At 67.9% G+C, this 17,942-nt stretch carries 19 protein-coding genes and 1 pseudogene; 8 read left to right on the top strand and 12 right to left on the bottom strand.

Annotated elements, in window-relative coordinates; translation table 11 throughout:
- Positions 1 to 258, top strand: a pseudogene (locus MMB92_RS09035) (hypothetical protein); the annotation flags it as partial.
- A gap of 107 nt (positions 259 to 365) precedes the next feature.
- The gene (gene guaA, locus MMB92_RS09040; RefSeq protein ID WP_006495569.1) at positions 366 to 1,985 is read left to right on the top strand and encodes a glutamine-hydrolyzing GMP synthase; all 1,620 of its coding nucleotides are present in this window, start codon (positions 366 to 368) and stop codon (positions 1,983 to 1,985) included.
- A 208-nt stretch (positions 1,986 to 2,193) separates the two neighbouring features.
- Here guaA and MMB92_RS09045 read toward each other — a convergent pair whose 3' ends face one another.
- Positions 2,194 to 2,811: a 3'-5' exonuclease gene (locus MMB92_RS09045; RefSeq protein WP_062911361.1), complete on the bottom strand. Its 618-nt coding sequence runs from the start codon at positions 2,809 to 2,811 to the stop codon at positions 2,194 to 2,196.
- A gap of 118 nt (positions 2,812 to 2,929) precedes the next feature.
- On the opposite strand from MMB92_RS09045, the gene MMB92_RS09050 reads away from it, so the two are divergent.
- Positions 2,930 to 3,553, top strand: a complete 624-nt coding sequence (locus MMB92_RS09050) for a 2'-5' RNA ligase family protein (RefSeq protein ID WP_046337317.1) — start codon at positions 2,930 to 2,932, stop codon at positions 3,551 to 3,553.
- An 81-nt stretch (positions 3,554 to 3,634) separates the two neighbouring features.
- Here MMB92_RS09050 and MMB92_RS09055 read toward each other — a convergent pair whose 3' ends face one another.
- The 11 genes from MMB92_RS09055 to MMB92_RS09105 all read right to left on the bottom strand — a co-directional run bounded on the left by MMB92_RS09055 (position 3,635) and on the right by MMB92_RS09105 (position 12,948).
- Complete coding sequence (locus tag MMB92_RS09055) at positions 3,635 to 4,084, bottom strand: acetyltransferase (protein WP_062911362.1); 450 nt, start codon at positions 4,082 to 4,084, stop codon at positions 3,635 to 3,637.
- Positions 4,085 to 4,180: 96 nt separating this feature from the next.
- On the bottom strand, positions 4,181 to 4,654 hold the full coding sequence (locus tag MMB92_RS09060; RefSeq protein ID WP_080403465.1) for an NUDIX hydrolase: 474 nt from the start codon (positions 4,652 to 4,654) through the stop codon (positions 4,181 to 4,183).
- 52 nt (positions 4,655 to 4,706) lie between these two features.
- A complete protein-coding gene (locus tag MMB92_RS09065) occupies positions 4,707 to 5,591 on the bottom strand; it encodes an NAD(P)-dependent oxidoreductase (RefSeq protein ID WP_264835307.1) in 885 nt (294 codons plus the stop codon).
- Between the two features lie 106 nt (positions 5,592 to 5,697).
- A complete protein-coding gene (locus MMB92_RS09070; RefSeq protein ID WP_264835306.1) occupies positions 5,698 to 5,976 on the bottom strand; it encodes a DUF971 domain-containing protein in 279 nt (92 codons plus the stop codon).
- Positions 5,973 to 6,968 carry a HEAT repeat domain-containing protein gene (locus tag MMB92_RS09075; RefSeq protein WP_080331625.1) on the bottom strand — a complete coding sequence of 332 codons (996 nt, stop codon included), beginning with the start codon at positions 6,966 to 6,968 and terminating at the stop codon, positions 5,973 to 5,975. The genes MMB92_RS09070 and MMB92_RS09075 overlap by 4 nt, the downstream gene beginning before the upstream one ends.
- Before the next feature lie 37 nt (positions 6,969 to 7,005).
- Complete coding sequence (locus MMB92_RS09080; RefSeq protein WP_006490845.1) at positions 7,006 to 7,794, bottom strand: ABC transporter ATP-binding protein; 789 nt, start codon at positions 7,792 to 7,794, stop codon at positions 7,006 to 7,008.
- A complete protein-coding gene (locus tag MMB92_RS09085) occupies positions 7,791 to 8,666 on the bottom strand; it encodes an ABC transporter permease (RefSeq protein ID WP_006495577.1) in 876 nt (291 codons plus the stop codon). The genes MMB92_RS09080 and MMB92_RS09085 overlap by 4 nt, the downstream gene beginning before the upstream one ends.
- A 44-nt stretch (positions 8,667 to 8,710) precedes the next feature.
- The gene (locus tag MMB92_RS09090; RefSeq protein WP_034201595.1) at positions 8,711 to 10,135 is read right to left on the bottom strand and encodes an ABC transporter substrate-binding protein; all 1,425 of its coding nucleotides are present in this window, start codon (positions 10,133 to 10,135) and stop codon (positions 8,711 to 8,713) included.
- Between the two features lie 49 nt (positions 10,136 to 10,184).
- Positions 10,185 to 10,430 carry a ferredoxin family protein gene (locus MMB92_RS09095; protein ID WP_006490846.1) on the bottom strand — a complete coding sequence of 82 codons (246 nt, stop codon included), beginning with the start codon at positions 10,428 to 10,430 and terminating at the stop codon, positions 10,185 to 10,187.
- An 11-nt stretch (positions 10,431 to 10,441) separates the two neighbouring features.
- Positions 10,442 to 12,181 (bottom strand): fumarate reductase/succinate dehydrogenase flavoprotein subunit, encoded by a 1,740-nt coding sequence (locus MMB92_RS09100; protein WP_264835305.1) that lies wholly within the window; start codon positions 12,179 to 12,181, stop codon positions 10,442 to 10,444.
- Entirely contained in the window at positions 12,178 to 12,948 is a 771-nt protein-coding gene (locus MMB92_RS09105; protein WP_006490849.1) for a GntR family transcriptional regulator, read from the bottom strand. Before MMB92_RS09105 ends, MMB92_RS09100 begins: the two co-directional genes overlap by 4 nt.
- A 316-nt stretch (positions 12,949 to 13,264) precedes the next feature.
- On the opposite strand from MMB92_RS09105, the gene MMB92_RS09110 reads away from it, so the two are divergent.
- The 5 genes from MMB92_RS09110 to MMB92_RS09130 all read left to right on the top strand — a co-directional run bounded on the left by MMB92_RS09110 (position 13,265) and on the right by MMB92_RS09130 (position 17,827).
- A complete protein-coding gene (locus MMB92_RS09110) occupies positions 13,265 to 14,482 on the top strand; it encodes an MFS transporter (RefSeq protein WP_034201597.1) in 1,218 nt (405 codons plus the stop codon).
- A gap of 300 nt (positions 14,483 to 14,782) precedes the next feature.
- On the top strand, positions 14,783 to 15,184 hold the full coding sequence (locus tag MMB92_RS09115; protein WP_006490221.1) for a DnaJ family domain-containing protein: 402 nt from the start codon (positions 14,783 to 14,785) through the stop codon (positions 15,182 to 15,184).
- Complete coding sequence (gene tadA / locus MMB92_RS09120; RefSeq protein WP_264835304.1) at positions 15,181 to 15,777, top strand: tRNA adenosine(34) deaminase TadA; 597 nt, start codon at positions 15,181 to 15,183, stop codon at positions 15,775 to 15,777. Before MMB92_RS09115 ends, tadA begins: the two co-directional genes overlap by 4 nt.
- A 98-nt stretch (positions 15,778 to 15,875) precedes the next feature.
- Complete coding sequence (ldcA, locus tag MMB92_RS09125; RefSeq protein ID WP_264835303.1) at positions 15,876 to 16,814, top strand: muramoyltetrapeptide carboxypeptidase; 939 nt, start codon at positions 15,876 to 15,878, stop codon at positions 16,812 to 16,814.
- A 308-nt stretch (positions 16,815 to 17,122) separates the two neighbouring features.
- Positions 17,123 to 17,827: a GntR family transcriptional regulator gene (locus tag MMB92_RS09130; protein ID WP_006490206.1), complete on the top strand. Its 705-nt coding sequence runs from the start codon at positions 17,123 to 17,125 to the stop codon at positions 17,825 to 17,827.
- Positions 17,828 to 17,942 lie beyond the last annotated feature (115 nt).

Below are 17,942 nucleotides of genomic sequence, written 5' to 3' on the forward strand. Positions count from 1 at the left end.
GTGCTGGGCCTCGGCGGCGTGCGGCTCGCATCGGCCGTGCGCCGGCGCGAGAAAGCGCAGGCGCTCGAGGCGCGCGCACCGGCGCAGCGGCCGGCCGAACCGGCGATGGCGCCGGCGTCGGCGCCTGCCGCGCAGCGTGTCGAGCCGGTCGTCGGCCGCCCCGTGGCGCCGGCCGGATCGTCGCCGGCCTCGTCCGGTTCCCGCGCATCGTCGGGCGGCGGCGTCGCCCTCGACGAACGCCCGCCGATGCAGGATTGACCGGCGATGCGTCGCGCGTGCCGCCTGCCGCCCGACGCCGCTGTCCATGCTTTTGACGCAGCGCTCGATGCGCTGCTTTTCTTATTCTCTTCATCCCGTCCGCAGCCATGCACGACAAAATCCTGATTCTCGACTTCGGTTCGCAAGTCACCCAACTGATTGCACGGCGCGTGCGTGAAGCGCACGTCTACTGCGAAATCCATCCGAACGACGTGTCCGACGACTTCGTCCGCGAGTTCGCGCCGAAGGCGGTGATCCTGTCGGGCAGCCACGCGAGCACGTACGAAGACCACCAACTGCGCGCGCCGCAGGCCGTATGGGATCTTGGCGTGCCGGTGCTCGGCATCTGCTACGGCATGCAGACGATGGCCGTGCAGCTCGGCGGCAAGGTCGAGTGGAGCGACCATCGCGAATTCGGCTATGCGGAAATGCGTGCGCACGGCCATACGCGCCTGCTCGACGGCATCGAGGATTTCACGACGGCCGAAGGCCACGGGATGCTGAAAGTGTGGATGAGCCACGGCGACAAGGTGGCCGAGCTGCCGCCGGGCTTCGCGCTGATGGCGTCGACGCCGAGCTGCCCGATCGCCGGCATGGCCGACGAGGCGCGCGGCTACTACGCGGTGCAGTTCCACCCGGAAGTCACGCACACCGTGAAGGGCCGCCAGATCATCGAACGCTTCGTGCTGCAGATCGCCGGCGCGAAGCCCGACTGGATCATGAAGAACCACATCGAGGAAGCCGTCGCGAAGATTCGCGAGCAGGTCGGTGACGAGGAAGTGATTCTCGGCCTGTCGGGCGGCGTCGATTCGAGCGTCGCGGCCGCGCTGATCCATCGCGCGATCGGCGATCAGCTGACCTGCGTGTTCGTCGACCACGGCCTGCTGCGCCTGAACGAAGGCAAGATGGTGCTCGACATGTTCGAGGGCCGCCTGCATGCGAAGGTCGTGCACGTCGATGCATCCGACCAGTTCCTCGGCCATCTGGCCGGCGTGACCGATCCGGAAGCGAAGCGCAAGATCATCGGCCGCGAGTTCGTCGAGGTGTTCCAGGCCGAGGCGAAGAAGCTGTCGAAGGCGAAGTGGCTCGCGCAGGGCACGATCTACCCGGATGTGGTCGAATCGGGCGGCACCAAGACGAAGAAGGCGACGACGATCAAGAGCCACCACAACGTCGGCGGCCTGCCGGAAACGCTCGGCCTGAAGCTGCTCGAGCCGCTGCGCGACCTGTTCAAGGACGAAGTGCGCGAGCTGGGCGTCGCGCTCGGCCTGCCGCCGGAGATGGTGTACCGCCATCCGTTCCCGGGCCCGGGCCTCGGCGTACGGATTCTCGGCGAAGTGAAGCGCGAGTACGCGGACCTGCTGCGCCGCGCGGACGCGATCTTCATCGAGGAACTGCGCGGCACGACGGCAACCGCGCAGGATGCGGCTGCCGGCCTGTGCGGCGAGGCCGATGTCGGCAAGAGCTGGTACGACCTGACGAGCCAGGCGTTCGCGGTGTTTCTGCCGGTCAAGTCGGTCGGCGTGATGGGCGATGGCCGGACGTACGACTATGTGACGTCGCTGCGTGCGGTGCAGACGACCGACTTCATGACTGCGCACTGGGCGCATCTGCCGTACGCGCTGCTCGGCCGCGCGTCGAACCGGATCATCAACGAAGTGCGCGGGATCAATCGTGTGGTGTACGACATCTCGGGGAAGCCGCCGGCGACGATCGAGTGGGAATAAGCTTTCCGGCCGAAGCGGCATCGGTCTCGCCTGCGTTGTTGCGCGTCGTTTGATGTCGCGATAATTCGCAAGCGGGCTGCCGGTTCGGTTGGCGTGCTGCCCCGGTTCACGCGTGGGCAAGAAGCGGCCTGGCGATTGCCAGGCCGTTTTGCGTTAACGCGCGAAGTCGGTCAAGAAGCGCCGTGTTCGCAGTCCCGGACCGGATTCATCACGCACACGCCCGCCCGAGCGACCGCAAATACATCGGCACCTTCGCCTTGGTCGTCGCCTGAACCCGCGACATCAGCGCGTGATCGATCCGATCCAGCCCATAAGTCCGGGAAATATCCTGCTGCAACCGGCACCACAGATGCCCAGCCATCTCGGCATCGACCATCGCACGGTGCGCACGGCCCGATTGCGGCAGCCGCAGCATCTCGACCAGGCTCGACAGGCGGTGACTCCGGGCGTCCGGGTAGATCCGTCTCGCCACCAGCATCGTGCACGCAAACGCATGGTCGGCCGACATGCCGAGCAGCCCCAGTTCCGACTGCCAGAAGCGCTTGTCGAAACCGGCGTTGTGGGCCACGACCGCATGCTTGCCGACGAACGCGGCCGCTTCCTTCATGACTTCGGACGCGGGTGGCGCCGTCGCGATCATGTCGTTCGTGATGCCGGTGAGCGCAACGACGTCGGACGGGATGCGTCTGCCTGCATTCATCAAGCTCTGGAACCGGTCGACGACTTCCCCGTCGCGCAGCAGGATGACGGCAATTTCGGTCGCACGGTCGCCCAGATTCGGTGACAGGCCGGTGGTTTCGAAGTCCAGTACCGCGACGGTTTGCATGGTTGAATTCGGGGGCGTCATCAGAGGGTGTCGAGTTTGGCCCGAGAGGGTAGCATCTTCGGGCGTGCAAACGGCGGATCCGTGGAGCGGCGAGCGGGCCGGCTGCCGATTGACGATAATGAAATCTCGCTCCAGGCCAGTCGGACATGTTGCCGTGACTCAACTGACGCTACCCGGATTCGATGCGCCGCCGCCGGTTCCCGTGCACCGCTTCTTTTTCGCCGTGATGCCGGATACGGCCACGGCCGCGCGCATTGCCGGTATCGCCAAAAGCTTGCAGCAGAAGAAGGACAGTCCGGTGGGCACCGAGCGTCTGCACATCACGCTGGGCTCGCTAGGCGACTTCGCTTACGTGCCGGGCGCTACGCTTGCACGGGCCCGCGCGGTCGCGGACCGCATGGATGGGCCGTCTTTCTCCGTGAGGTTCGACAAGATCATCAGCTTCAACGGGCGGCCCGGTCATCAGCCGCTGGTGCTGACGGGGCGGAACGGTCTGGAAGACTTGATCGACTTTCGACGGCAGTTGCGAGATGCATTGAAACGGGTAGGCGTACCTGTTTTTCCCTCGGGTTTCACCCCGCACGTGACGCTGCTGTATGGCCCGCAGCGGCCGGATGAGTATCGGATCGAGCCGATTACCTGGACCGTGTTCGACTTCGTCCTGGTCGATAGCTGGCTCGGCAAGTCGCACTATGACGTGTTGGGGCGGTGGCCGCTGGCAACCGGCCGCTCCCCGGGATGATCGCGATGTCGTAAGGGCGGTGCCGTTTCAGCGCATCCGGACCAGGCCGGTGCCGCGTTCCGTGCTCGCCCGGACTCCAGCTCAGTCCCGACCACCCCCGCGATAACGAAGATGAAGCAGCGGATAAGGCCGCCCCTGTCCATCGAGTTCCGATCGTCCGCAGCGCTCGAATCCGAGGCGCTCATAAAATCCCGCTGCCGCTTGGTTCTGTTCGTTGACGTCGGTCGACAGGTCGGGATGGCGCTTGAGCGCTTCTTCGACCAGCCGTCGCCCGACCCCCGCACCATGGTGGGCAGGATCGACGAACAGCGCTTCCATGTGGCTGCCGTCGAGCAGCATGAAGCCGATCGGGCGATCGGTCTCGTCGACGGCCAGATCGAGCGGCGCGCCGGGCAGGAACGCGACGACTTCGGATTCGATCGAACGACGATCGTCGTCGCTCAGGAAGTGATGCGTGGCATCGACGGCATGGCGCCAGATATCCAGCACGCGTGTGCCGTCGGCCTTGGTGGATTGTCGAATTCTGATCATGGTTTGACGTGGGGTGATCCGGCGCTCGGCGGGTAGCGGGCGCCAGGATAGATCGAACGCGTCGCGCGCAGGTAGTGCGCCAGCGACGGCAGTGTGTCAGGCGGATGGTGGCCGCGCGTGGCCTAGCGCCGCAGCCCGCTCGATCGCTCGCCGCGCAACGTCGCGCACGCCGGCGCTCATCGGCAAATCGTCGCGGTCGAGTTCGTCGATGCCGAACCAGCGCGCGTCGAGCGCATCGTCGCCGGCGGCCGGCGTGCCGCGCAGCCATCTGCACAGCACGGCGACCATGACGAAATGCTGGCGCACGGCGCCGTGCGCATCGTAATCGAACGCGTCCAGCGCGGTAAAGGCGTCGAGCGCTTCCACGTCGACCGTCGTTTCTTCCGCGATTTCGCGCACGACCGCATCCGCGAACGGCTCGCCCGGCTCGATCTTGCCGCCGGGGAAGCCCCAGCAGCCTGCATCGGGTGGATTCGCGCGGCGCACGAGCAGCACGTCGCGTTCGCGCAGCACGATGCCGATCACCGCGGGAACGGGGCGCAAGGGCGTAGCGTTGCCGGTTGCGGACATGGTCGCGCCTACCTGTCGGTTCGAACGAACGCGGGTACTACGTGTACGCGGCTCATCGCACGTCCCCGGTACGCTGTTCGATCGCGCGGATCACGGCGACCATGTCGGCCGCGCCGTGTCCGGCCCGCTCGGTTTCGCCGTACAGTGCGTGGCAAATGTCCAGCAGCGGCGACGCGATGCCGATGCCGCGCGCGGATTCGGCGACGAGACGCGCATTCTTCAGCACGTCGGTGATCGCGGCCTGCACCGAGAAATCTGCCGCGACGAGCTTGCCGAGCTTCACGCGCGACACGTCGCTCGCCATCGGGCCGGCATTCAGCACGTCGGCGAAGCGCGCGAGATTGATACCGTGGCGTTGCGCGAAGTGCGTGGCTTCGGTGAGACCGGTGACCATCGTGATCAGGAACAGGTTGACGGCGAGCTTCATCGTCAGCGCCGACGGTACGTCGCCGCACACGAAGCTGTCGCGGCACAGCGGCTTCACGAGCGCGCGGACGGCCTCGACGTCGTCCGGCGCGCCGGCCAGCATCACGACGAGCTGACCGGCTTCGGCCGGCTTGCGCGAGCCCGATACGGGCGCCTCGACGTAGCGGCCGGCCGCGGCGGCGATTTCATCGGCGAGCGCGCGGGAATAGTCCGGCGCATTCGTGCCCATGTTGACGATCGTGTGCGCGCCGACCCGGGCGGCAAAAGCGGGCGTGCCGCGTGCGAGGGCGGCATCGATTGCCGCATCGTTCGCGAGCATCAGGATCACGGTGCGGCAGGATGCGAATACGTCGTCGATGTCGTCGGCCACGCGTGCGCCGGCGTCGCGCAGCGCATCGTCGCTGCCGTGCGAACGGCTCCACACGACGAGCGGCGTGCCGGCCCGCGCGAGATTGAGCGCCATCGGCGTGCCCATCACGCCAAGGCCGATGAATCCGACTGCGGTTTGCATGGTGCGGCTCCCACGGTAGGTGGCGACGATCGTGGGCGTCAGTATCGCAGCGTTTTCGCATGCCCGCCATCCGGCCCGCGCGAGCGCGCAAGCCGCGTCGTCGTCGCTACGCGAGGTCCGCCAGGTACGGCCACGGATAAATGCCGCGGGCATGGCCGTCGCCGAACAGGAAGCGGGCACCGTAGCCGAGCGCTTCCACGCCGTCGAGCGTCAGGTCGGGCCGCGCGTCGACGTGGCCGCCGTCGAGCCGGATCTTTCGGCATTCCGCGCATGGGCAACCGCCGCGCAATTGCGCATAGTCGATACGTTGTGACGCGCCGTCGGACCAGCGCAGCGTCAGTGTGCGCGCCGGGTGATCGAGTGCGATTTCGATCGGCGCGATCATCGCGACGCCTCGTCGATCTGGCCGATCGCTATCCGCACGGCCTTGCGGACTTCGGGGTCGCGATCGTCGAGCGCAGCGCTCAGCGCGGGCAGCGTTGCACGGTGGCGCAGTTCGCCGAGCGCAAGCGCGGCTTCCTTGCGCAGGTTGCTGATCGCATGCGAGAGCAGCGCGACGACGGCCGGCGCCGCAGCCGCATCGCGCAATTGCCCGAGTGCGCGCGCGGCGCGCAGGCGCACCTGCCAGTAGTCGTCGTCGAGCGCGGCGACGAGCGGCTCGCGTGCGGTCGCGATGCGCAGCTTGCCGAGCGTAGTCGCCGCTTCCTCGCGCACCTGCCATTCGGCGTCACGCAGCGCCGCGAGCAACGCGGTGACGACGGCGGCGTCGCCCGGCGCCGCAAACCCAATTGCGCCGACCGCGGCGCGCCGCACGTCCGCATCGGCGTCCGTGGTCGCGATGCGGGCGAGCGGCGCCAGCGCGCGGCCGTCCTTGAGCCAGCCGAGCACGACGACCGCCTCAGCGCGTACGGCCGCGGTGCACGCGTCGAGCGCACGCAGCGCGGGCGCGAACGCGCCGGGGTCGCGCAACTCGCGCAAGCCGCGCAGCACGGCGCCGCGTACGAACGGCTCGGGCCGGTCGGCCCATCGGCACAGCACGGCGCCCGATGCCGCGTCCTTCAGTTCGGACAGGCTTTGCGCGGCCGTCGCGCGCACGCTGTCGTCCGGATCGAGCAGCGCGTGGCACAGCGCGTCGACGACATCGGGCTGCTCCCACGCGTCGAGCACGCGCGCGGCCTCGCTGCGTACGTCGGCGGACGGATCGTCGCGCAGCGCCGCGACGAACGACGGCACGAGTTCGGGCGCCTCGAGATCGGCGAGTTCGAGCAGCGCGATGCGGCGCACCGATGCATCGCCTGCGGCGAGGCGCGCGACGAGCGCGGCATGATCGGCGGCCGGCACGCCGGGCAGCGGGAAAGCGGAAGAAGAAGCGGTCATGGAAAAAAGTCGGTACGGTGAATGGGCAGGCACGGGCTCAGGCGGCGTCGCGCAGCAGCGCGAGGCAGCGGCGCTTGATCTCGACGAACGCGGGTTCGGTCGTGCTGTCGTCGGTGCGGGGCCGCGCGAGCGGCACGCGGATGTCGGCGACGATGCGTGCGGGCCGCGGCGACAGCATCAGGATGCGGTCGCCGAGAAACAGCGCTTCCTCGATGTCGTGCGTGACGAACAGCACGGTCGTGCCGATGCGCGACCAGATATCGAGCAGCAGCGTCTGCATCATCCGGCGCGTCTGCGCGTCGAGCGCACCGAACGGTTCGTCCATCAGCAGCACGCGCGGCCGGTTGATCAGCACGCGGGCGATCTCGACGCGCTGCTGCATGCCGCCGGACAGCTGCGAAGGGTAGTGCGCGCCGAAGCCGCCGAGCCCGACGAGTTCGAGCAGCTCGGCCGCCTCGCGGCGGCGCTCGTGCGCGGGCACGCCCTTCATCTTCAGGCCGAACGCGACGTTGTCGATCACGCGCTTCCACGGAAACAACGTGTGCTGCTGGAACACGAGCCCGCGATCGGGATGCGGGCGGTCGACCGGTTCGCCATCGACGACGATCTCGCCGTGCGTGGCCGCGACGTGGCCGGCGAGCGCGCCGAGCAGCGTCGATTTTCCGCAGCCGGACGGCCCGAGCACGCAGACGAATTCGCCGGGCGCGATATCGACGTCGAGCGCATCGAGCGCCGCGAAGCGCGCATGAGGCGGGCCGAGTTCGATCGTCAGCGCACGCACGCCGACACGGCCGGGAGCGGGTGCGGTAATCTCGGCGGTGCTCATGACCGGCCTCCACGCGGCGCGTACCACGGCGTGAGCACCGCGCCGATCCGCTTGACGAGCAGGCTGCTGCCCATCCCGAGCAGGCCGATCAGCGCCATGCCGACCACGATGTCCGGGTAGTTCTGCAGCGTATAGGACTCCCATGTGAAATAGCCGATGCCGTACTGGCCCGCGATCATCTCGGCCGTGACCAGGCAGAACCACGCGGTGCCCATCCCGATCGACAGGCCGGTGAAGATCGACGGCGCGGCGCCGGGCAGGATCACTTCCGCATAGAGCGCGAGGCCACGCGTGCCGAGGCTGCGCGCGGTCGCGACGAGCCGCGGGTCGACGGCTTCGGCGCCGTGCACGGTATTGAGCAGGATCGGGAACAGCGCGCCGACGAACGTGATGAACATCATGCTCAGCTCGGACGATGGAAACATCAGGATCGCGAGCGGAATCCACGCGACGGCCGGAATCGGCCGCAGCATCTCGAGCGGCGGCAGCAGCGTGTCCTCGAGCGCGCGATAGCGGCCGATCGCGAGCCCGAGGCCGATGCCGGCGAACGCCGCCGCGACGAAGCCGGCCAGCACGCGCGTGATGCTCGCGAACAGATGCATCGGCAGCTTCGGCGATTGCAGGAACGAGGCCAGCGCGGGGCCCACGTCGGCCGGCGCGGGCACGTTCGCGAACGTGACGATGCCGAGCGACAGCCGCCAGTGGACGGCCGCCTGCCACAGCGCGATGCAGGCGGCGAGCGATGCGATGCGCCACGCGCGGCGGCGCATCGGTGTCGGGCGGCGGCGTGCGGCGGAATGCGGCGAGCGGGCGTCGGCGGCGCGCGGTGCGTCGGCGTGACGGCGTTTGACGAGGTCGAGGGTGGCAGCCATGCGGAAGTCCGGTGTCGACGAATGGAAAGAGAAGGGCGCGATGCTCAGCGCGCGGCGAGCGCCTGTGCGGTGACGGTCTTCGCGGCCGCGTAGTCGACCACCGCGCCCGATACCTGCTGCGCGTACGCATCGGCGCCCGACTTCAGCAGGAACGCGGTCAGCACGCCGTGTGCGTCTTTCACGTACCACGCCTGGTCGGCGAACAGCTTCAGGCCGCTGCCGTGGTCGTGCACGAACACCGCGCGCACCTTCGCGGACGGGCCGAGCTTGCCGAGCGCCGCAAAGGCGGCTGCGGGGCTCGCATAGTGGCGCACGGCTTCGTCGCCGGCGAGCCAGACCTGCGCGACGTCGTTGAAATCGCGGATCGGCTTGCCGGTCGACGCATCGTTCGCGACGAGCGGCTGCTTGCCGTAGTGTTTCAGCGCCGCGTCGTAGTCGAGCCCGGACGCCTTGAACGCCGCGCGGATATAGCGATCGTCGACGAACGTCGCGGGGTCGGGCGCGGAGTCGGTCTTCTTCAGCAGCTTCAGCGTATCGATCGCCGTCGCGACCGCTTGCCGGTATTCGGGCTTCCACGTCAGGTCGCGGGTCTGGATGCCGAGCGGCCCGTGATACAGGTAGTCGACCGGCGCCTCGATGCCGGTGACTTTCTCGATCAGCAGGCTGTACTTTTCGGGATTCTGCGCGAGCAGGCGGTTCGCTTCGATCGCGGCGCGCAGATAGGCCACCACGATTTCCGGATAGCGCTGCGCGTAGTCCGCGTCGACGAGCGCGCCATGGAAAGTCGGCGCGTGGGTCTGCGCGCCGTCGTAGACCTTGCGCGCGATGCCGCGGTACGGGAACAGGTCGGCGAACGGCACGAAGTCCGCATGCGCGTCGATCTTGTTCGCCTTCAGCGCGCTGCCGGCCACTTCCGGCGCCTGCGTGACGATGTTCACGTCGGTGTCGGGGTTCCAGCCCTGGGCCTTGATCGCGCGCAGCAGCATGCCGTGCGCGGTCGACGCGAACGGCACCGAGATCGTCTTGCCCTTCAGGTCGGCCAGCCCGCGCACCGTCGAATTCGTCGGCACGACGATCCCGTTGCCGCTGCCGTCGATGCTGCCGTCGAGCACCGTGATGAACACACTCTTGCGGCCGGCCTTGCGAAACGCCGCGCCGTTCAGCGCGCCGGGGAAATCGGCCATCGCGCCGAAGTCGAGCTTGCCGGCGACCATCTCGTTGGTCAGCGGCGCGCCGGACGTGAAGTCCTTCCACTGCACGTCGTACTTCACGTCCTGGTACTTGCCGGTGCGCGGCAGGTACTTGTCGAGCAGATGCAGTTCGCGGATCAACAGGCCGCCGGTCGCGCAGTTGATCGTCGTGTCCTGCGTGCCGATCGCGACGCGGATCGTCTCCGCATGCGCGAAACCGGCGGTCGCGACCGCGAGCGACGCGGCGAGCAGGTGAAACATCCGTAGCGTGGTGTTCATGTGTCGTGAGTCCGGTAGGGGGAAGCGGGGCGCGGGTCGGCGCGCCGTGTCAGCGCAGCAGGTAAGGGATGTCGACCTTGACCGCGCCGGTCGGGCAGTCGCGTTCGCACGGCATGCAGTACCAGCATTCGTCGAACTGCATATAGGCCTTGCCCTTGGTGACGTCGATCGCGAGCAGGTCGAGCGGACACACGTCGACGCACACGGTGCAGCCCTTGTCGGCGATGCACAGCGACTCGTCGATCGTCACGGGCGCGCTGCTGCGCTGGAAGATGTCGTGCGGGGTATGGGGCATGGCAAGGTTCCTCAAAGGGCGGCCGCGAGGGCGGCCGGTTCGCGGATGCGCAACTGCGCGTAGGCGCCGCGTTCGTCGTCGGCGAGCGGCACGACGTACGGTTCGACCGGCCGCTTCTCGCTGCGCATCGCGCCCGCGGCGTCCTTGCGCAGCCACGTGTGGCAGAACCATTCGGTATCGTTGCGGTGCGGAAAATCGACGCGGTGGTGGTACAGCCCCCAGCGGCTTTCGGTGCGGAACAACGACGCACGTGCGGCCATTTCCGCGCAGTCGCGGATCGCGCGCACTTCGGCCGCGCGCATCAGCTCGTGCGGATTGTCGGCCTTTATTTCTTCGATATCCTCAATAATTCCGTCAAAACGTTGCAGCCCGATTTCCATCTTGCGCGTCACCTTCGGCGGTTGCAGGTAGTCGTTCACCATGCGGCGCAGCTTGTACTCGACCTGCGCCGGCGCCAGCCCGCGCTCGCGCAGCAGCGGCGCGAGCACGCGGGTACGCTCGGCATCGACCTGTTGGTCGTCCACCGGCGCGTGGTCGCGGCCGGCCACGTCATCGGCCGCGTTTTGTCCGGCGAACCAGCCGTACGTGAATGCGCCGAGCATGTAGTTGTGCGGGACGGCCGCCATGTCGCCGGCTGCGTACAACCCCGGCACGGTCGTCTCCGCGCGTGCGTTCACGTACACGCCCGATGCGCTGTGGCCGCTGCAGAAGCCGATTTCGGAGATGTGCATCTCGACCATCTGGCTGCGGTAGTCGGTGCCGCGCCCGGCATGGAAGCGTCCACGGCTCGGCCGTTCGTTGGTATGCAGGATCTGCTCGATGGTTTGGATCGTTTCTTCCGCGAGATGGTCGAGCTTCAGGAACACGGGGCCGTTGCCGCTCTGCAGTTCCTGGTAGAACTCCCACATCATCTGGCCGCTCCAGTAGTCGCATTCGATGAAGCGCTCGCCCTTGCCATTCGCGGTGAAGCCGCCGAGCGGGCCGGTCACGTACGCGCAGGCCGGGCCGTTGTAATCCTTGATCAGCGGATTGATCTGGAAGCATTCGAGGTTCGCGAGCGCGGCGCCCGCGTGATAGGCCATCGCATAGCCGTCGCCCGCGTTGGTCGGGTTCTCGTACGTGCCCATCAGGTAGCCCGATGCCGGCAGGCCGAGGCGGCCGGCCGCGCCGCAGCAGAGGATCACCGCCTTCGCGCGGATCACGTGGAAGTCGGCGGTGCGGCAGTCGAAGCCGAGCACGCCGCTCGCGCGGCCCTGCGCGTCGGTCAGCACGCGCGTCGCGACGATCCGGTTCGTGATCGCGATGCGGGCGCGCTTCAGTTGCCGGTACAGCACCTTCTTGATGTCGTGGCCTTCCGGCATCGGCAGCACGTACGAGCCCATGTGGTGAACCTTCTTCACCGCGTAATCGCCGGTGCCGTCCTTCTCGAACTTCACGCCCCAGCGGTCGAGCTGCTCGATCGTCGTGAAGCTGTGCGTCGCGTATGCGTACACGGCCTCTTGATCGACGATCCCGTCGTTGGCGATCGTGATCTCGCGCGTGTATTGCTCGGGCGTCGCATGACCGGGAATCACCGCGTTGTTCAGGCCGTCCATCCCCATCGAGATCGCGCCGCTGCGTTTCACGTTGGCCTTCTCGAGCAGCAGCACGCGCAGCGACGGATCGCGCTCCTTCGCCTTGATGGCCGCCATCGGGCCGGCCGTGCCGCCGCCGACCACGACGATGTCGTATTCATGCACATGGGTATTCATCGCGGGTTCCTTGCAGGTTTGCGCGCCTTCTGCCGGTCGACGCGCAACCGGTACTGGAAGGCGTCGCCGCGGAAGTAGAGGTATTCGTAGTCGATCGGCGCGCCCGACGCGTCGTGCGTGAGGCGCTCGATGCGCAGCACGGGGCTGCTTTCCTCGACGTGCAGCGCGTCGACGATTTCGTCGTCCGCGAGGATCGCGTCGATCGACACGTCGGCATGGCCGAGCGGGATGCCGCAGTCGTTCTCCAGGATCAGGAAGATGTCGCGGGTCGCGAGATCGGCGCCGGCGAGGCGCTTGCCGAGCGCTTCCGGCACCCAGGTCTGTTCGAGCGACACGGGTTCGCGGTTCAGCAGCCGCACGCGATGGATCTCGACGAGCGGCGCGCCTTCGGGCACGTTCAGCTTCGTCGCGAGATGGCGATCGGCCTTCACCGTGCGCAGGCTGCGCAACTGGTTGACGATCTCGTAACCCATCGACGACATCGCCTCGGCGAACCCCTGCAGCGACGTCACGTTCTGGAACGCCTTCGGCTTCGACACGAACGTGCCCTTGCCGTGCAGCTTGAACAGCAGGCCTTCCTTCTGCAGGTCGCCGAGCGCCTGGCGCACCGTGATGCGGCTGACGTCGAACATCGCGCAGAGCTCGTGCTCGGACGGCATCCGGCTGTGCGGCGCGTAGGTGCCGTCGAGGATGCGCGCGCGCAGCGTGTCCTTGATCTGCACGTAGAGCGGGGCCGCGGACAGCGGCACGACGTTGGGTGGGGGCATCGGTCAACTTGTTATGACAAGATGGGACGAGTGTAGCCAGCGCGATGGCGCGCCCCAACCAACTATTTGTGATTTCGAATTTCCGGTTGCGGAAAAGCGGGGCGGCAGGCGGCGCGGCGGGCGGGTGATCCGGCCCTTGCGAGCCGTGCGGCATCGTCGACAATAAAAAAGCGCGGTTTCGTGCGCCGCGCGTGTCGATTTCCCGCTGCGTCGCCCGTCGTATCGATATCGACCGGGCAGTGCGCCGCGCCAGGCGGCCGCCACCCGGCTTCCGCGATTGGCGCAACGAACGAGGAGAGACCCCATGACACGCCACATGCCGGATTCCCGATACCGCTGGGTGATCGTCGCCGCGGGCGGCCTGATGGGCTGCGTCGCGATCGGCGCGATGTTTTCGTTACCGGTGTTCCTGCGATCCATTGCGCGCGATACGGGCTGGTCGATGACCGGTATTTCCGCCGCGATGACGCTCGGTTTCATCGCGATGGCGTTTGCGAGCATGGCGTGGGGCAGCCTGTCGGACCGCGTCGGCACGCGGCCGGTCGTGATCGCGGGCGCCGTGCTGCTGTCGGCGAGCCTGGCGCTGGCGAGCCGCGCGCCGTCGTTGCTCGTGTTCCAGTTGACCTTCGGCCTGGCCGTCGGCAGCGCGACGGCCGCGATATTCGCGCCGATGATGGCGTGCGTGACCGGCTGGTTCGACACGCACCGCAGCCTCGCGGTGTCGCTGGTGTCGGCCGGCATGGGGATGGCGCCGATGACGATGGCGCCGCTCGCCGCCTGGCTCGTGTCGGTGCGCGACTGGCGCACGTCGATGCTGCTGATTGCCGCGCTGGCGGCCGCCGTGATGATTCCGGTGTCGCTGCTGGTGCGCCGGGCGCCCGCGCTCGACGCGGCCCCCGCGCACGCGGCGCCTGCGGCCGGCGGCGCGCCCGCCGCGATGTCGGTCGCGGATGCGCTGCGCTCGCCGCAGTTCATGGTGCTGCTGCTGACCAATTTCTTCTGCTGCGCGACGCATTCCGGCCCGATCTTCCATACGGTCAGCTACGCGGTGACCTGCGGGATTCCGCTGATCGTCGCGGTGTCGATCTACAGCGTCGAAGGGCTGGCGGGGATGGGCGGCCGGATCGCGTTCGGGCTGCTCGGCGATCGCCTCGGCGCGAAGCGCATGCTGGTGGCGGGGCTGCTCGCGCAGGCGCTCGGCGCGCTCGGCTACTACTTCGTGCGCACGCTCGACGGCTTCTACGCGGTCGCGACGCTGTTCGGCTTCATCTATGCAGGCGTGATGCCGCTGTATTCGGTGCTCGCGCGCGAGAATTTCCCGCTGCGGATGATGGGCACCGTGATCGGCGGCTGCGCGATGGCGGGCAGCCTCGGGATGGCCACGGGCCCGGTCGCGGGCGGGCTGATCGTCGATGCGTTCGGCAGCTACGGCTGGCTGTACCTCGGGTCGTTCGCGATCGGGATCGGCGCGTTCCTGATCGCGACGATGTTCCGCCCGTTCGCGAAAGCGCGGCCGGAAACGGTGACTGCGTAATCGGGCCACGTCATCGAATGCGACGGCGGAAGTGGCGGCGGTGGGCGTTTTCGCCGGGTCGACAGGGGCCGATCGTCTCGTCGCGAATTAAAAAATGGGTCCGGGCAGCGCATGCGTTTGGAAGCGTGCGAACGGCGCTTAGCCTGCTGCGGCGCAGCAGAGCGGCAACTGACGGCGATCGGCGCGCATGCGCAGCGATTCGGCCCCTAAAAAACGCAATATCGAGCATATATTCGAAGGGCCTGTCATACCGGCGTCACCCTGCTAGAATTCGGCCTGCCGCATTGTTCCGATTGACTGATGAGATTGCTTGACGCCCTGGTCGAACAACGTATTGCCGCCGCCGCCGCGCGGGGCGAGTTCGACGATTTGCCGGGTACCGGCGCGCCGCAGGCGCTGGATGACGACCTGCTCGTGCCCGAGGAGGTGCGGGTGGCCAACCGTATCCTGAAGAACGCGGGCTTCGTGCCGCCGGCCGTCGAGCAACTGCGCGCGCTGCGCAATCTGCACGACGAAGTGCAGGCGGTCAGCGACCGTGCCGCGCGTTGCCGGCTGCAGGCGAAGATCCTCGCGCTCGACATGGCGCTGGAATCGCTGCGCGGCGGCCCGATGGTGATGCCGCGCGACTACTGCCGGCGCATCGCGGAACGCCTGTGCGAGCGCGGGCTCGACGACGCGTCCGCCGAAGCGGGGACGATGTGACGTCCGACGCGCTGCACGACGCAGCCCGCTCGGCAGCCGCCCCGGCCGTTGAACCCGTCGCCGATTCTCCCGTTCACGAAGCCGCGCCTATCTCGGCGCGCGACCTCCATTTCATGCGTCTTGCGCAAGCCGCCGCCGAAGAGGCGCGTGCGGCGGGCGAAGTGCCGGTCGGCGCGGTGCTCGTGCGCGGCGACGAAGTGATCGCACGCGGCTTCAATCATCCGATCGGCGGGCACGACCCGTCCGCGCATGCCGAAATGGCCGCGCTGCGCATGGCCGCGCAGCAGTTGCAGAATTACCGGATGCCGGGCTGCGAGCTGTACGTGACGCTCGAGCCATGCCTGATGTGCGCCGGCGCGATCATGCACGCCCGCATCGCGCGGGTCGTCTATGGCGCGGCCGACCCGAAGACGGGCGCGTGCGGCAGCGTGATCGACGCATTCGCGAATCCGCAGCTGAACCACCACACCGAAGTGACGGGCGGCGTGCTCGCCGACGAATGCGGCGCCGCGCTGAAGTCGTTCTTCGCCGAGCGCCGTCGCGCGTTGCGCGAGGCACGGCTCGCCCGCGACGCCGAATCCGGCGCGTCATAGACGCCGCCGCGCCCGTCGTTCCGCGCGCGCACGGTTTCCGTGAACCGGACCCGGTTCGGACCCTCTAAGCAGGTTTGACGATCCCGATACCTTTCGCCATGTCCTTCCAGCCCGCCGCGTCCTACACCATCCGCCTGCTGGCGCCGTCCGGCTATCCGCACGACCCCGACGCGATCAACCGCGCGCTCGAGCGCCTCAGCACCGCGCAGCAGCGCATCGAGAACATCGAGGCGACGCAGCGGCGCTTCCAGCGCTTCGGCGGCACCGACGGCGAGCGCGCAGGCGACCTGAACCGCCTCGCGGATCCCGAGCGGCCGCTGCCGGACATCGCGCTCGCGGTGCGCGGCGGCTACGGCGCCGCACGCATCCTGCATGGGCTCGACTATCGCGGCCTCGAGCGCCGGCTGCGCGACCAGCCGGTCGCGCTCGTCGGTCACAGCGACTTCACGGCGATCCAGCTGGCGCTGTACGCGAAGGCGCGCATCAAGACGTTCGGCGGCCCGATGCTGTCGGCCGACTTCGGCGCCGAAACGCCGAGCGACTTCACGATGCGGCATTTCTGGCAGACGCTGACGCAGCCGAGCACGACGATCGTCGCCGACGCACCGCAGGTGCAGGCGGTGAACGTGACCGGCACGCTGTGGGGCGGCAACCTGGCGATCCTCACGTCGCTGGTCGGCACGCCGTACATGCCCGACATCGAGGGCGGCATCCTGTTCATCGAGGACGTCAACGAGCAGCCGTTCCGGATCGAGCGGATGATCTATCAGCTGCATCTGTCGGGGCTGCTCGCACGCCAGCAGGCGCTCGTGCTCGGCCAGTTCACCGGCGCGCGGCCGTTCGAGTACGACAACGGCTACGACATGCAGGCGATGATCGACCAGGTGCGCGCGGTGGTCGGGATTCCGGTCGTCACGGGGCTCCAGTTCGGCCACGTGGCCGACCTGCTGACGCTGCCGTTCGGCGCGCAGGCGCAACTGGTCGCGAATGCGCACGGGTTCCGGCTCACGGTGTCGGACTATCCGCATCTCGGCTGATGCCGGCGCGATCGATCGAAAGGCGGGTTTTCCCGCCTTTTTCTTCATGTAAACGCGCAACTAACGGTCCATATTTTTCGTCGACGTCCACGCGACTTTCGCCCGTCTGTGCACCATTTTTGTCAACAAAATGGCCGGAAGGGTATACGACGAGAAGGGCCTCCGTATTGCCTGTCAGGCTTGTCGTGCATGGAATTCGTGCGCACTGCACCGAATGGAGACATGCCGGCGCACGCCGATTGTGCGGAATCCTGCAAAAGAATTGTTGACAATCTTTGTGTCCGCCCTAGGATGAGGACCATCACACGATGCAGATCATGAACGAGCCCGATTCCTCTCCGTCCGGTGCAGCCGGTCCCGAAGCGATCGCCGAGCGCATCCGCACGGCGATCCTCGAGCATCGGCTCGCGCCCGGCGCGAAGCTGACGGAGGCGCAGCTCTGCGACGTGTTCGGTGTGAAGCGCGGGACGATCCGCCAGGCGCTCGCGCAGCTCGCGACCGACAAGCTGGTCGACCTCGAGCCGAACCGCGGGGCGTTCGTCGCGAGCCCGACGCTGCAGGACGTGCACGAAGTGTTCGAGATGCGCCGGATCATCGAGCTGGCCGTGGTCGAGCGGCTCGCCACCGGCCCCGGCGCCAGGCGCTTGAAGGGCGTCGCCGCGCTGATCGACAAGGAGCGCAAGGCGTTCGAGCGGCACGACTTCGCCGCGTGGATCCGGCTGTCTGGCGAATTCCATACGGCGCTCGCGACGCTGATGGGCAATGCGACGCTCAGCGAGTGCCTCGAAGGGCTCGTCGCACGCTCGACGCTGATGTCGGCGCTGTACGAATCGCACGGGCGCAGCCCGTGCTCGTGCGACGACCACGACGAGATCCTCGCCGCGCTGGAGGCGGGCGATCCGAAGCAGGCGGTGACGCTGATGGCGCGCCACCTGCAGCATGTCGAACTGAAGATGCTGGACCGGCCCGCGCAAGGGCAGGTCGATTTGCGCGAAGTGTTCGGCGGCGCCTGAGCGGCGACGCGAACCCGGCCGCGCGCCACAGAACGAGCGAAATGCGGGCCCGCGGTGTTTGCCGCGGGCCGCTGGTCCGACTCCGGGCGACGATCCGGAGCGATATCGATGACGG

This window comes from Burkholderia sp. IO2 (assembly GCF_029522185.1).
Taxonomy (GTDB): Bacteria; Pseudomonadota; Gammaproteobacteria; order Burkholderiales; family Burkholderiaceae; genus Burkholderia; species Burkholderia cenocepacia.